Source organism: Bacteroides sp. BFG-637, assembly GCF_024793605.1.
Classification (GTDB): Bacteria; Bacteroidota; Bacteroidia; order Bacteroidales; family Bacteroidaceae; genus Bacteroides; species Bacteroides vicugnae.
The window spans coordinates 1,009,627-1,024,403 of record NZ_JANUPD010000002.1; the positions used below are offsets into that span (position 1 = coordinate 1,009,627).

A 14,777-nucleotide genomic window follows, 5' to 3' on the forward strand; every position below is an offset into this window, starting at 1 on the left:
ATTAAATCCTTAAAATACAAACAATTAACAGTAAGTCTTCAATCATTTCTTACGCAAAACCAGATTCAGATTTTGAGCAATTTCTTCTAAAGCAAAAGCAATATGATTATTGATAGTCTTCACAGATATATTTAATATGTCTGCAATCTCTTTGTAAGGTAACCCTTCTATCTTCGCCAAGAAAAAGACATGTTTACATTTAGGTGGTAGCTGTTGGATAGCATTGTTTATTTTCTCCATCTCCTCTTTACTAATCATCGCCTCGTCAGGTGACTGGATAGGAGCAAATATAAAATCCCCTATACCGTCAAGCGATAATTCAGTTTTTCCCGTTTCCTTCCTCAAATAAGAAATAGCTTTCCGATAAGTAATCGTCTGTATCCAGGCATTCATATTTTCTATACCACCCAAGGTTTTTCTGTTTTTCCAAACCTCATAGAAAACATCACTTACAACCTCTTCAGCCGGTTCCTTTTGACCAATCAAAGCAAAAACATAATGATATAGACGTGAAGAATAACGTTCCATAAAACGGCAAAAAGCCGCTTCATCACTGTTTATAATTCTGTCTATGTCATTACTTTCAGGTTTCACGGAAGTGTTTTACAGATTATTTCTAATTAACAAAATTGTGCCAAATATAGTAGTATATCAGCAATTATAAAAATAAAAACCACAAAAACGGATTAAAAGTTATCAATTACGAAAGATTAAAAAGTAACTTGGCAGGACGTGCCATCAGAGATAGATTCTTTTACGCCTCACGCAATAAGTTTTCAAACATGGAGTTCACCTTTCACCTTTTCTTCGAAACCCTTTATTCATCGATGGTAGCGGGTGAAGGCTCTTCTTTTCACCGAATTTCTCTCTCTGAACGTTGTACCGTCCTTACTCTAGTGGTTCTTTTTCAATTTAGTTGACTGGTCATTGTTGCCCACTACTTCATCTCCAATCTATTAATAGATAACTTCTGTTTCATTAGGAGTAAAGTTACTTTCGTCTAATAATAAAGTTATTTCCGATAGTATGGAAACTATAAACGCAAATTCTGATCATATAAATGCAAGCTTTGTTTTTATAAACGCAAGCTTCATTTATAAAAACAAAACTTGTATTTATAGTTTGCATCCATTGAAAAACAACTTTACTCCTAGACCAAAAGAAGTTTGCATAGGAGCAAAAGCAACTTATCCAGTAATAGACTACATGTAAGCTATTACTAAATTACATAAAAGAATGACTCAATCAACATTCATGCATTTGCATCCGGTACAATTCAATTTTTTAATTAAATACGAGGTGAAGGAGTGCCCCTTCACCCGCTATCGCTGATGAATAAAGGATTTCGAAGAAAAGGTGAAGAGTGAAGGGTATGTTCTCAACATTTCCTGTATGGTCACTTAAAGTGATGCTTTTAGCAATCAGAAAGCATCGGGACTTTTGAAAGCCCCAAGTATTGATTTATAAAAGCCTCTTACTTAAATAACGTACAGGATACCACACAGAAAGGAATCCGACTGCCAAAACGGTGATAAAAATAAGTACCACATCCCAAGCATGAACGCTGACAGGATAGGCGTCTACAACAAAAGTACCACCACCGCCTCCCAATGAAATTATACCAAATTTCTGTTGGATAAAACATAGGATTAAGCCCAGGACAATACCGGAGATAGCGCCAAAAAGAGAAATGAGACGTCCTTCAAAGAGGAATATTCGGGAGATGAGTTTATCACTAGCTCCAAGACTCCGCAAAGTTACTACATCATCCTTCTTATCCAAGATCAACATAGAAAGAGAGCCTATCACATTAAAACAGGCTATCATTAAAATAAAAGTGAGGAACAAATAAGAGATTAGTTTCTCTATCTCCATAATACGGAAAACATCTGCCTGTTGCTGATAACGATTCTGAACAACAAAATCATCACCTAGTATGTTTTCTATTTTAGATTGTACCGATGAAGTATTTACATTAGGTTTCAATTTCAATTCCATCGCAGAGACTTCTGTTGTATAATCCAGAAGCTGACGAAGAAAATCAAGAGAAGTCAGAATATATTTTCCATCATATTCTTGCTGATTCACCACAAATACGACACCTGGAGAATACAGATAATCACGATTAAAAGAAGCGCCGGGATTTGCCATGTTCACTTTGGCATTTCGCTTGGGTAGATAAACCTGAAGAGGATCAACAAATTCTAAACCTGTACCCAAAGTCGCAACCAGTTCCACTCCCATGACCCCGTAGTTCACAATAGAGTCATGAAGAAGAAATTCACCTGCGCCATAGAGTATACTGTCTATAGCAGTCAACTCTTCAAAGTTATCCTCCACACCTTTTAATACAACCATAGCTTGCCGATCCTTGTATTGCACCATTGCATTTTCTTCGAGTGTTTCTGTAAACACCTCTACTTCAGGAAGTGCACAAACAGCGCGAATCCGCTTATCTTGCGCATCAAAGACTTTTCCTTCACGGACCGTAATTTTCAATTGCGGATCAAAAGCCGTAAAAAAGCTGGCCACCATATCCTGAAAACCATTAAAAACAGAAAGAGTGCAAACCAAAGCAAGTGTAGCAAGAGCCACCCCACATACGGAAATGCCGGATATGATATTAATAGCATTATGCTTTTTCTTTGAAAAAAGATAACGCCTGGCTATATAAAAAGGAAAGTTCACCTCTGCAATGAGTTATTTCACTTCAGCAATGAATCTATTTTCTCAATATAATCCAATGAATCATCCACGAAGAATTTCAGTTCAGGAATGATACGTAGCTGGTGACGTACACGAGTCCCAAGCTCATAACGAATGGATTTCATATTGTTATTGATATTCTTCACCATCTCTTCTGCTTTCTCTGAAGGGAAAACACTGAGGTAGACACGGGCAATACTCATATCAGGACTAATGCGAACTGCGCTAACAGAGACCAGTGTACCCGGCATGGACTTTGTTTGAAGCAGGAATATCTCACTTAGTTCTTTTTGCAACAGGCGAGATATCTTATTCTGTCTGGTTGTTTCCATAAAGTTATTTACTATTTTACGATTTACTACTTACTATTTTCTTCCTTATGATCGTTAATCCGTCACGTAAAGGCAATATCACTTTTTCCACTCGCACATCTTCCGCTACCAAATCATTGAAGGCTTTAATACCAATCGTCTGTGCATCCGTGTTGCGAGGCTGTTCGAGAACATGACCGTCCCACAAAGTATTATCAGCAATGATATATCCGCCTGCAGATAGATGCACTAACGTCATCTCGTAATATTCAATGTACTTACGCTTATCACCATCAATAAAAGCCATATCAAAGGTAACACCTAAACGCGGAACAAGTTCTAAAGCATCACCGATATAAAAACGAATTTTATCGGCAAATGGTGATTTTTCCAACCATGGACGGGTAAAGTCCTCTTGTTCATCATTGATCTCAAACGTATGCAACAGTCCACCTTCCGGCAGACCTTCCGCCAAACAAAGGGCGGAGTAGCCGCTATACGTTCCGATTTCCAATATCTGACGAGGCTGAATCATTGCTACAAACATCTTCAGCATCCGTCCCTGCAAATGCCCGGAAGCCATACGAGGACGAAGGAGCTTTACATGCGTATCCCGATAGAGCGATTTCAAGTAATCGCTCTCGGGATCAATATGCTGCAAAATATATTCGTCTATCGATTCGGTTTCCTGCATAAAAGTAGCTCTTACAAATTACAAATAGCGGTTGTTATTAGGCAATACAGTCTCCTCTGCATGCTTCAGAGCATCTTCCACCACATTAATTTCAAGGAATGATGTTTTCGTTCCCGCCTTACCACTACTCAAATAACCAACCATGTCAGAAGGCTGTAAACGACCTTCTTTCAACAAACGACGCAATGCTGCAAAGTAATACTCCTGCCCGTTAGCCAGTTCCGGCATATAGATAGCTTCCACACCATAAGACAAAGCCAAATGACGCATCGTCTTTTCTTTATAACAGATAGCCAACACCGGATACTTTCCACGGAAAGCTGCCAGGTTACGGGCAGTGCGTCCGCTATAGCTATCAGTAATAATGGCACGTATTTTTAGTTTAGAGGTAGCTTTCACTGCCTGTTTAGCAAGGAATGCCGTAACATCATTACTATTCTCATCCAATGGAATACGGATATCATTTTCCTCCAATTTATCTTTTTCAGCCTGGGCAGCAATCTTAGTCATTGTTCTCACAGCCTCTACCGGATACTTACCATAAGCAGTTTCCCCACTCAACATCAATGCATCTGTACGATAGTAGATTGCATTAGCAATATCAGTCACTTCCGCACGAGTCGGACGAGGGTTATTTATCATCGTATGGAGCATCTGAGTAGCAACGATTACCGGCTTCTTTGCCAAAATACATTTGCGAATCAGTACACGCTGGATCCCCGGAATACGTTCCTGAGGCACTTCGATACCCAAGTCACCACGGGCCACCATTACACCATCTGCCACTTCCAGAATTTCATCGATATTATCTACCCCTTCCTGATTCTCAATCTTAGCAATAATCTTGATATCACTATTATGAGCATCCAGAATTTCACGAATATCAAGCACATCCTGACGATTGCGTACAAAAGAATGAGCGATAAAATCAATATCCTTTTCAATAGCGTAAAGGATATTGTTACGGTCTTTTTCCGTTAATGAAGGAAGATTAATGCGAACACCCGGAACATTTACGCTCTTACGGCTTCCCAAAGTAGCATCGTTCTTGACTTCACACAACAAATAATCGTTAGTCTTATCAATAACTTCCAGTTCCAGATCACCATCATCAATCAGGATCGTACCACCGATATTCAGATCGGACACAAAGTTCGGGTATGAAACAGCAATACATTCACGGGTTGTCTCCAAATCCGGATTACCTACAATCTTTACTTTATCACCTGTCTTATATGGAATTGGTTCTGCATTAGCCGTCGTACGAACTTCCGGACCTTTTGTATCCATCAAGATCGCAATACGGTTGGACACAGCACGTACATTTGCAATCAAAGCTTCAAAACCTTCACGGCTAGCGTGCGCTGTATTCATACGCACCACATTCATCCCAGCTTCAAACAACTGTTTTATAAAATCCACATCGCAACGTCTATCCGAGATGGAAGCCACAATTTTAGTCTGTTTCAATAACATAGTCTTTCTACCTATTATATATTATATTACCTTATTTATTATCTATCTAACAAAGCTTCCAAGGCCAAACGGTACGAATTCAACCCAAAGCCACAAATCACTCCCTTGCAAGCACAAGCAATCATCGACACATGTCGGAAAGACTCCCGACTATGCACATTGGAAATATGTACTTCAATCACCGGAGACGTCACAGAGCGAATAGCATCCTGCAAAGCTATGGAAGTATGTGTATACGCACCTGCATTCAGAATGATGCCATCCACATCAAATCCCACCTGCTGTATACAGTCTATCATTTCACCCTCAATATTCGATTGAAAATAGTCGATCTCCACGTCAACGTATCTTTTGCGAAGATCAGCCAAGTAATCTTCAAATGTAACGCTTCCGTAAATGGAAGGTTCACGCTTACCCAACAGATTAATATTCGGGCCATTAATAATTTGTATCTTCATCGCGCAATCCTGTTTTTTATATACCTTTGTATCCAAAGAACAATATTTCAAGGTGCAAAGGTAGAAAAAAGAAATGGAAATCAACGAAAAAAAGAAGAAGAAGGAACAACAAGGCGTGATAATCAGGAAGTATCAGCAGTATCTCAAACTGGAAAAGTCTTTATCTCCTAATACGCTGGATGCCTATCTTACGGATCTGAACAAACTGATGAGTTTTTTGAAGCAGGAAAAGATAGATATATTAGACGTATGTTTATCTGATCTTCAACATTTTGCAGCCGGATTACACGATATTGGCATTCACCCTCGTTCACAGGCCCGCATCTTATCAGGAATCAAATCATTCTTCCGTTTTCTCATCATTGAAGACTACTTGGAAGCAGACCCCAGTGAGTTGTTAGAAGGACCTAAAATAGGCTTTAAACTTCCTGAAGTACTGACTGTGGAGGAAATTGACCGGATCATCTCTGCCGTTGACCGCAGCAAAACCGAAGGACAGCGAAACAGAGCTATTTTAGAGACATTATACAGTTGCGGACTTCGCGTATCGGAGCTTGTCACTCTCAAGCTGTCCGACCTTTATTTTGATGAAGGTTTTATCAAAGTAGAAGGAAAAGGAAGCAAACAGCGCCTCGTCCCCATCTCTCCGCGAGCCATTAATGAAATAAAACTTTACATACCAGACCGCAATCAAATTGAAGTTAAAAAAGGGCATGAGGATTTCGTTTTCGTCAGCCAACGGAGAGGCAAAGGACTTTCCCGGATTATGATCTTTCACATGATAAAAGAATTAGCGGAAAAAGCAGGTATTACCAAAAACATCAGTCCGCACACTTTCCGGCATTCCTTCGCCACTCATTTACTGGAAGGTGGAGCCAATTTGCGAGCTATTCAATGCATGCTCGGACATGAATCTATTGCTACAACGGAAATCTATACACATATTGACCGCAACATGCTTCGTAGTGAGATTATTGAGCATCACCCGCGAAATATCAAGTACCGGAAAGAAAAAGAGGAGTTATTTCATTAAATTATGATAAAATCAGCCCCTTATCTATATATTTATATTAAGAATTAATATCTTTGCGTTACTTTTTCTGTGCGAGCAGAAGGAGGTTGACAAATAGACGATATTTCAATTACAAACATTTAATTTATACCTAAAATGACTAAGAAGTTGTACTTGCCTTTACTCATGGCAATGGTTGTTGCATTATTCTCTTCTTGCAGCAAAAAAATGGGTGAATTATCAGCTGATTACTTCACTGTTACTCCGCAAGTGCTGGAGGCAGTAGGTGGTAAAGTTCCTGCGACCATCAATGGTAAATTTCCTGAAAAGTATTTCAACAAGAAAGCGGTTGTAGAAGTTACTCCGGTTTTGAAATGGAATGGCGGCGAAGCTAAAGGCCAACCAGCTACTTTCCAAGGTGAAAAAGTGGAAGGTAACGACCAGACTATCTCTTACAAGATGGGCGGTAGCTACACTATGAAAACTTCTTTCGACTATGTTCCGGAAATGGCTAAGTCTGAATTGTACCTGGAATTCAAAGCTACTATCGGTAAGAAAGTAGTTACTATTCCTGCTGTGAAAATTGCTGATGGTGTAATTTCTACTTCTGAATTAGTAAACAATACATTAGGTAACGCTAACCCTGCATTGGGCGAAGACGCTTTCCAACGTATCATTAAAGAAAAACACGATGCTAACATCATGTTCTTGATCCAACAGGCTAACATTCGTTCCAGCGAATTGAAGACTGCTAAGGAATTCAACAAAGAAGTAGCTAACGTAAACGAAGCTGCTAACAAGAAGATCAGCAACATCGAAGTTTCTGCATACGCTTCTCCTGATGGTGGTGTAAGCTTGAATACAACTCTTGCTGAAAACCGCGAAGACAACACAACTAAGCTGTTGAGCAAAGATCTGAAGAAAGCAAAAATCGACGCTCCGATCGATGCTAAATATACTGCACAGGACTGGGAAGGTTTCCAAGAATTAGTTTCTAAATCTAACATCCAAGACAAAGAGTTGATCCTCCGCGTTATTGCAATGTACCAAGATCCTGCTCAAAGAGAAAGCGAAATCAAAAACATCTCTGCTGTATACAAAGAATTGGCTAACACTATTCTTCCTCAGTTGCGTCGTTCTCGTTTGACTTTGAACTATGAAATCATCGGTAAGTCTGACGAAGAAATCACTAAACTGGCTTCTTCTAATCCTTCTGAACTGAATGTAGAAGAATTGCTGTATGCTGCTACACTGACTAGCGATCCTGCTAAACAAGAAGCTATCTATACTCAAGCTACCAAACAATTCCCGAACGATTACCGTGGTTACAACAACTTGGGTAAATTAGCTTACCAGGCTGGTAACATTGACAAAGCTGAATCTTACTTCAAGAAAGCTGCCAGCGTTAATGCTACTCCTGAAGTTAACATGAACTTAGGTTTGATCTCTTTGATGAAGGGTGACAAAACTGCTGCAGAAGCATACTTCGGTAAAGCTGCCGGAACAAAAGAACTTGGCGAATCTATGGGTAACCTGTACATCGCTCAAGGTCAATATGAAAGAGCAGTTAACTCATTCGGTGACTCTAAGACTAACAGTGCTGCTTTGGCTCAAATCCTTGCTAAGGACTACAACAAAGCTAAAAATACATTGGCTAACGTAACAAGACCGGATGCTTACACTGACTACCTGATGGCAGTTTTAGGTGCTAGAACTAACAATTCTTCTATGGTAACAAGCAGCTTGAAGAGCGCAGTTGCTAAAGATTCTTCATTAGCTAAGAAAGCAGCTACTGACTTGGAATTTGCAAAATACTTCACAAATGCAGATTTCATGAGCATCATTAAATAAGAGAATTACCACTCTATTTTAAATATTAAGAATTGCCTGTCATTATAAATGACGGGCAATTTTTTTTTTATCCATAAAAACCGTACTTTCGCAGAAAAGAATTCAAAGCAATGAAAAAGAGCAGCATTTTAATCCTTATAATCATCTGCCTGTGCGGTTGTGGCAAATCGTCTAAGAAAACAAGCATAACCGGAGAAATCAAGGGACTGGGTACAGATACGCTCTACCTGTACGGAATGGACGAATCCTTTGACCGGATAGATACTATTTTCGCGAAAGGAGACAAATTCTCCTACACCACCTCCATAGATACCATAACTTCGGCCTATCTGCTGATTGACAACCAAATAGAATATCCGATCTTCCTCGATAAAGGAAACCAAATCAAGATAAAAGGAAATATAGACCACCCCGAATTTCTGGACATCAACGGGAATAGATATAATGAAGAGTTCACAGCCTTTCAGAAAGAGCTGAGTAGTTTAAACAACCCTTCCGAAAAAGATTTAGAGCAAAAGGCGGAAGAATTCATCAGGACACATCATTCTTCTTTTGTCAGTCTTTACCTGTTGGATAAATACTTTGTGCAGAAAGACTCTCCTGATTTCAACAAGATAAAGAAATTAATTGAAGTCATGACAGGAATACTGCAAGACAAGCTATATATCGAGAAATTGAACGAAGCTATCTCCTTGTCCGAAAAGACAGAGACAGGCAAATATGCTCCGTTTTTCAGCCTGCCCAATATAAAAGGAGAGAAAATTACCCGTTCATCCGAAGATTTCAAAAAGAAGAATCTGTTAATCAACTTCTGGGCCTCATGGGCAGATAGTATCTCCAATCATCAAAGCAACAGCGAGTTAAAAGAACTTTATAAGAAGTACAAAAAGAACAAACACATCGCTATGCTCGGAGTCTCCTTTGATATGGACAAGAAGGAATGGCAGGATGCTATTAAACGCGATACGCTAAATTGGGAACAAGTTTGTGATTTTGGTGGATTGAATTCCGAGGTTGCCAAACAATATGCTATCAAACAAGTTCCCAGCAACATTCTTTTGGCAGCAGACGGCAAGATTCTGGCAAAAAACCTCAAAGGAGAGCAGCTGAAAAAGAAAATTGAAGAAGTAGTCACAGCAGCTGAAGAAAAGGAAAAACAAGACAATAAAAAGAAAAAATAACCTGTAAGCAAACGTGTTAATCAAAGTTTTCGGAGCGGCTGTTCAAGGGATTGATGCAACACTCATCACAATCGAAGTCAACAGCTCGCGCGGCTGTATGTTTTATCTCGTCGGCCTTCCGGACTCTGCGGTCAAAGAAAGCCATCAACGCATTATCTCCGCATTGCAAGTGAATGGCTATAAAATGCCTACAAGCAATATAGTAGTCAATATGGCACCGGCTGACATCCGCAAAGAAGGTTCAGCCTATGATTTACCGCTTGCCATCGGACTGCTGGGTGCCAGTGAAACAATCTCTTCCGAGAAATTCTCCCGCTATTTACTGATGGGTGAACTAAGTCTGGACGGAAGTATCCAGCCTATCAAGGGAGCACTCCCTATCGCCATCAAAGCCCGCGAAGACGGGTTCGAGGGACTTATCATTCCCCAACAAAATGCACGGGAAGCCGCCGTTGTCAACCAGTTAAAAGTATACGGAGTCAGTAATATCAAAGAAGTCATCGAGTTTTTCAACAACGAACGCGAACTGGAGCCAACTATTGTCAATACCCGGGAAGAATTCTATCAACAACAGAATCATAGTGACCTGGATTTTGCAGATGTAAAAGGACAAGAGAACGTGAAAAGAGCCTTGGAAGTTGCAGCAGCCGGAGGACACAATTTAATCATGATAGGTGCTCCAGGCAGCGGCAAATCAATGATGGCTAAACGACTCCCGTCCATTCTTCCCCCTCTTTCATTAGGGGAAAGTCTGGAAACGACCAAGATACACTCGGTTGCCGGAAAACTGCAACGCGGGTCCTCATTGATTACCCAACGCCCGTTCCGCGATCCACACCATACGATTTCGCAAGTAGCAATGGTTGGTGGCGGAAGTTTCCCGCAGCCGGGAGAAATCAGTCTGGCACATAATGGGGTTTTATTTCTGGACGAGTTACCAGAGTTCAACAGGGGCGTGTTGGAAGTATTGCGCCAACCGCTGGAAGATCGACACATCACCATTTCCCGTATCAAAAGCACCATTAGTTATCCGGCTAACCTGATGCTTGTCGCATCTATGAACCCATGCCCATGTGGATATTACAATCATCCGACAAAAGCATGCGTATGCAGTCCCGGACAAGTACAAAAATACCTGAATAAGATATCCGGTCCGTTATTAGACCGTATAGACATTCAAATAGAGATAGTTCCCGTACCCTTTGACAAGATATCCGATCAAAGACAGGGAGAGTCGAGCAGTATCATCCGGCAGCGAGTAATAAAAGCGCGTCAGATACAGGAGAAACGGTATGCCGAATGTACGGGTATTTATTGCAATGCACAGATGAACAGCAGATTGCTGGCAACATATGCCCAACCGGATGATAAAGGGCTTGTGTTATTAAAAAACGCCATGGAACGGCTCAATTTATCCGCCCGTGCCTATGACCGGATTTTAAAAGTAGCCCGCACCATTGCCGATTTGGAAGAAACAGAGCAAATACTTCCCAGCCACCTGGCAGAAGCCATCAGTTATCGGAATCTCGACAGAGAGAACTGGGCAGGGTAATCACAGTAAATATAAACAGATAAAAATTATTTCACCGTGAACGCTACCTTTTTTCATATATTTGTTTTACATTTGTGACAAACAAATAAGCAATAATATGAAAGCATCCATAACAAGCCTCCTGATAATATTTTGTTTCACCATACTGACTTATGCGCAAACTCCCCAAGACAGAGCCACAGAGCTAAAGGAACAAGCGCAGAGCAGCCTTAAACAGAAAGATTATATCAAAGCGCGCTATTTATTCAAAAAAGCATACGAAGCATTTGCCGCCCGCGAAAACTACCCACAGGCAATAGAATGTGGTGTTCAGGCCAATGCTTTATATGTCAGAGAGAATTTCTATAAAGAAGGATTCGAGCTTTGCCGTGACATGGAGCAGCTTCTATGGACCGGAGAACAGAATAAAAAGAAAGTCTTTTATGACCTGCGTTTCCTTATCAATAAGGAACGATTGCAGATGTACACCGCACTGAAAAACCCCGCACAGGCAAAGACACAGTTGGATAAACTGGAAGAAACAGCTAATCTTGCAAAGAACGACTCCCTAACGGAGGCACTGCTGTATACAAAAGCCAACTATTATTATACTTTCAACCAGAACACACAAGGCGATGCCTGTTTCCGCAAACTTATCAACCAATATAAAGAAAAGAAAGACTATGCCAAAGTGAGCGATTGCTACAAGAACCTTATCAGTATTGCACGGAAAGGCAACAATGCTCCACTGATGGAACGCACTTACGAAAGCTTCATTGTCTGGACAGACTCTGTAAAAACGTTAACCGCACAGGATGAGCTAAATGTACTGAAGAGAAAATATGACGAAAGCCAACTGACCATACAGGAGAAAGACGACTCACTATCTGCCAAGCAGTATATTATCATAAGTCTCTGTGTGCTAGTGGCTATATTGGTAGCCGGCCTGGCAATACTGGCTGTGATATTGCTGCGATTCATCGCCGGCAATCGTAAATTAAAGAAAAGCGTGAAAATTGCCAATGAACACAATGAACTAAAAACCAAATTTATACAGAATATATCTTCGCAAATGGAACCTACCCTGAATACGCTGGCTACTTCAGCCGAAGAACTGTCACAGAAGGCTCCTCAAGAAGCTGCCCAAATGCAGGGACAAGTTGCAGCTTTGAAGAAATTCAGTGATGATATTCAAGAACTGTCATCTTTGGAAAACTCACTAACCGAGTTCTATGAACTAAGTGAAACCAATGTGGGAACTTTCTGTGAAAATGTGATGGATAGAGCCAAAGAACACATAAAACCGGATGTCACATCTTCAGTCAATGCACCAAAACTTCAGGTAAAGACAAACAAGGAACAGTTGGAACGCATTCTTCTCTATTTACTGAAAAATGCCGCTTTCTACACCGAACAGGGTCGTATCAGTCTCGAATTCAAGAAACGGGGAGCACACACGCACCAATTCATCGTTACGGATACAGGGACAGGAATTCCGGCAGAGCAACAGGAAAATCTCTTTAAGCCTTTCACAGAAGTAAAAGACCTGACTACAGGGGATGGACTAGGATTACCGATCTGTTCACTGATTGCTGCCAAGATGAACGGAAGCCTGACACTGGATACGAATTACACGAAAGGAGCGCGGTTTGTTCTGGAGCTTCACGTATAAATTTAGCCAACAAGAAAGCTATTGTCTCATTTGATTACTTTCTGACTTGTTAAGTATAGTTACCTTCGACCAAGAAGGTTCTAAACGCAAACTTGAGAATATATAAAAATATGAACAACTTTCTATATAAACGGATCTCACGTTTTTAATAAACTTTTGAGTAGTTTATTAAGAACGGTATCTGAGTTTATTAGAAACTCTACGATCGGATTTCCGAGTTTTCAAATCCATCTTTTACAACAAAAAAGGCTGCAAATTTCATAAAATTTGCAGCCTTTTTGCCTATATCCGATACACCATTTCTGATACTAATCAAGGAACATGTCCGAATTTGTTAGAATATTATATCATTCAAGTTATTAATTTCATCTTCTTTTATCTGTTATTTATTAAAGTGGATATTCACGCTCGTACTACAAAGATACAACATTAAAAAGCATTTGTCAAGACGAATATCCTATAAAAATTGTCCTTAACATATTTATAAAAAGTATTGTCCCTCTTCTTTTAATCTTTTGCGTAGAAAACCGACATCAATCTTATGAACATCATTCTTTGTCTGTTTAATAGCATGTACTGCCGCCATTCCGGCAGCTTCACCAGTCACCAGACAAGGTGGCATCACTCGTAAGCTTCCAAAAGCTTCTTCATCAGTAGAAATACAGCGTCCGGCGGTCAATAGATTCTTCATACCTTTAGGAGTCAAGCAACGATAAGGAATTCCATGAGATTCACCTTTTTTGTAACGAGTCTCTTTATGTCCCGGTTTATGAACATCAATATAGTAACAATTACGTCCGATTTCATCCTCAAATGTTTTACGTTCCAGCCAATCTTGGAAAGTAAACGTATAATCCCCTTCAATCCGACGACTATCTCTAACTCCCAACAAAGAGGCGGTCTTTACGACAAAAGCACTACCAAAAGTTTTAGGCTGAAGTTCTTTCAATGCCTCCAAGTATTGTTCAGCGATTTGCCTACCGGTAGCCATCGCCCGCGTAGTAGCCCACGGGTCGGTCGAATCAACATTATCAATGTGTCCTGCATTGAATTGTACCACATCCGGACCGATCAGATTACTATTGAAATGTCTGCCTATCAATGGATATTTCCCGGACTTAATCGCGTCAAAGATAGGGCTATTTTTGTTACTCGTATGCAATGAAGGGCCTATGAGATTGTAGTTATAGCTATCAACATTGGCAAACGAGAAACACAAAGTAGAACTTTGCAGTATACCATCCTCACCTCCCTTTTTAAATGAAGCACCTGCCCAGGTAGCTACATCTCCATCTCCCGTCGCATCAATAAAAACTTTTGCTTTGAATGCAACAAGCCCGGATTTATTTGCTACAATGATAGCATCTACCGTATCATCAGCTGACATCTCTACAGCAGCAACCCTCGAAAAGAAAAGGACTTTTGCCCCCGATTCAGCTACCATCCGGTCATAAACCAGCATCAAATATTCAGGATTTATGTTCACCCAATTCAGTTTTTGCTTTCTCTCATGAGGCACTCCTTTCCTTGACGCTTCGAATACCTTCTCAGCCAAGCCTCGATAAATAATCTTTTCACCATCAGAGAATGGACACCATGCGGGAACCATACCTGCTGTTCCCATACCGCCAAGTTGTCCCATTGCCTCAATCAGCAAAGTCTTAGCTCCCTCCCGGGCTGCAGAAATTGCAGCAGTACACCCGGCAGGTCCTCCACCAATTACAATAACATCCCATTGATCGTCCACTGCAATCTTGGTGTTCTTCAGACGCATTTTGGATTGTGTGGTATTTCCATTCACATTAAGAGCGGGAACTGCAAAAGCAGCAGTAATCAACCCGGCTTTTTTAAGAAAATCTCTTCTAGACGTCATTACAAATTAATT

12 protein-coding genes are annotated in these 14,777 nt (G+C 40.4%); 5 read left to right on the forward strand and 7 right to left on the reverse strand.

Features of this window, described 5'->3' with window-relative positions; all coding sequences use genetic code 11:
• Positions 1 to 42: 42 nt before the first annotated feature.
• From NXX38_RS04495 to aroQ, 6 genes are all read right to left on the reverse strand, one after another.
• Positions 43 to 594, reverse strand: coding sequence for an RNA polymerase sigma factor (locus NXX38_RS04495; protein ID WP_074635427.1), 552 nt, complete (start codon positions 592 to 594; stop codon positions 43 to 45).
• Between the two features lie 867 nt (positions 595 to 1,461).
• Positions 1,462 to 2,688 carry an FtsX-like permease family protein gene (locus tag NXX38_RS04500; protein WP_258978667.1) on the reverse strand — a complete coding sequence of 409 codons (1,227 nt, stop codon included), beginning with the start codon at positions 2,686 to 2,688 and terminating at the stop codon, positions 1,462 to 1,464.
• Between the two features lie 17 nt (positions 2,689 to 2,705).
• Positions 2,706 to 3,038: a 30S ribosome-binding factor RbfA gene (gene rbfA / locus NXX38_RS04505; RefSeq protein WP_004296522.1), complete on the reverse strand. Its 333-nt coding sequence runs from the start codon at positions 3,036 to 3,038 to the stop codon at positions 2,706 to 2,708.
• A 16-nt stretch (positions 3,039 to 3,054) separates the two neighbouring features.
• Positions 3,055 to 3,711 carry an O-methyltransferase gene (locus NXX38_RS04510; protein WP_258978668.1) on the reverse strand — a complete coding sequence of 219 codons (657 nt, stop codon included), beginning with the start codon at positions 3,709 to 3,711 and terminating at the stop codon, positions 3,055 to 3,057.
• 18 nt (positions 3,712 to 3,729) lie between these two features.
• Positions 3,730 to 5,187, reverse strand: coding sequence for a pyruvate kinase (gene pyk, locus NXX38_RS04515; protein ID WP_148365624.1), 1,458 nt, complete (start codon positions 5,185 to 5,187; stop codon positions 3,730 to 3,732).
• A gap of 38 nt (positions 5,188 to 5,225) precedes the next feature.
• Positions 5,226 to 5,645 carry a type II 3-dehydroquinate dehydratase gene (gene aroQ, locus NXX38_RS04520; protein WP_004311171.1) on the reverse strand — a complete coding sequence of 140 codons (420 nt, stop codon included), beginning with the start codon at positions 5,643 to 5,645 and terminating at the stop codon, positions 5,226 to 5,228.
• 73 nt (positions 5,646 to 5,718) lie between these two features.
• On the opposite strand from aroQ, the gene xerD reads away from it, so the two are divergent.
• The 5 genes from xerD to NXX38_RS04545 all read left to right on the forward strand — a co-directional run bounded on the left by xerD (position 5,719) and on the right by NXX38_RS04545 (position 12,892).
• Positions 5,719 to 6,678 carry a site-specific tyrosine recombinase XerD gene (gene xerD / locus NXX38_RS04525; RefSeq protein WP_074558044.1) on the forward strand — a complete coding sequence of 320 codons (960 nt, stop codon included), beginning with the start codon at positions 5,719 to 5,721 and terminating at the stop codon, positions 6,676 to 6,678.
• A gap of 135 nt (positions 6,679 to 6,813) precedes the next feature.
• Positions 6,814 to 8,508, forward strand: coding sequence for a tetratricopeptide repeat protein (locus NXX38_RS04530; protein ID WP_074558046.1), 1,695 nt, complete (start codon positions 6,814 to 6,816; stop codon positions 8,506 to 8,508).
• Positions 8,509 to 8,618: 110 nt separating this feature from the next.
• Complete coding sequence (locus NXX38_RS04535; RefSeq protein ID WP_258978670.1) at positions 8,619 to 9,689, forward strand: TlpA disulfide reductase family protein; 1,071 nt, start codon at positions 8,619 to 8,621, stop codon at positions 9,687 to 9,689.
• 13 nt (positions 9,690 to 9,702) lie between these two features.
• Positions 9,703 to 11,241 (forward strand): YifB family Mg chelatase-like AAA ATPase, encoded by a 1,539-nt coding sequence (locus NXX38_RS04540; protein ID WP_195649362.1) that lies wholly within the window; start codon positions 9,703 to 9,705, stop codon positions 11,239 to 11,241.
• Positions 11,242 to 11,338: 97 nt separating this feature from the next.
• A complete protein-coding gene (locus tag NXX38_RS04545; RefSeq protein ID WP_258978671.1) occupies positions 11,339 to 12,892 on the forward strand; it encodes a HAMP domain-containing sensor histidine kinase in 1,554 nt (517 codons plus the stop codon).
• A gap of 481 nt (positions 12,893 to 13,373) precedes the next feature.
• Here the strand turns inward: NXX38_RS04545 and NXX38_RS04550 are convergent, their stop codons facing one another.
• The gene (locus NXX38_RS04550; RefSeq protein WP_074558052.1) at positions 13,374 to 14,765 is read right to left on the reverse strand and encodes an FAD-dependent oxidoreductase; all 1,392 of its coding nucleotides are present in this window, start codon (positions 14,763 to 14,765) and stop codon (positions 13,374 to 13,376) included.
• Positions 14,766 to 14,777: the final 12 nt, after the last annotated feature.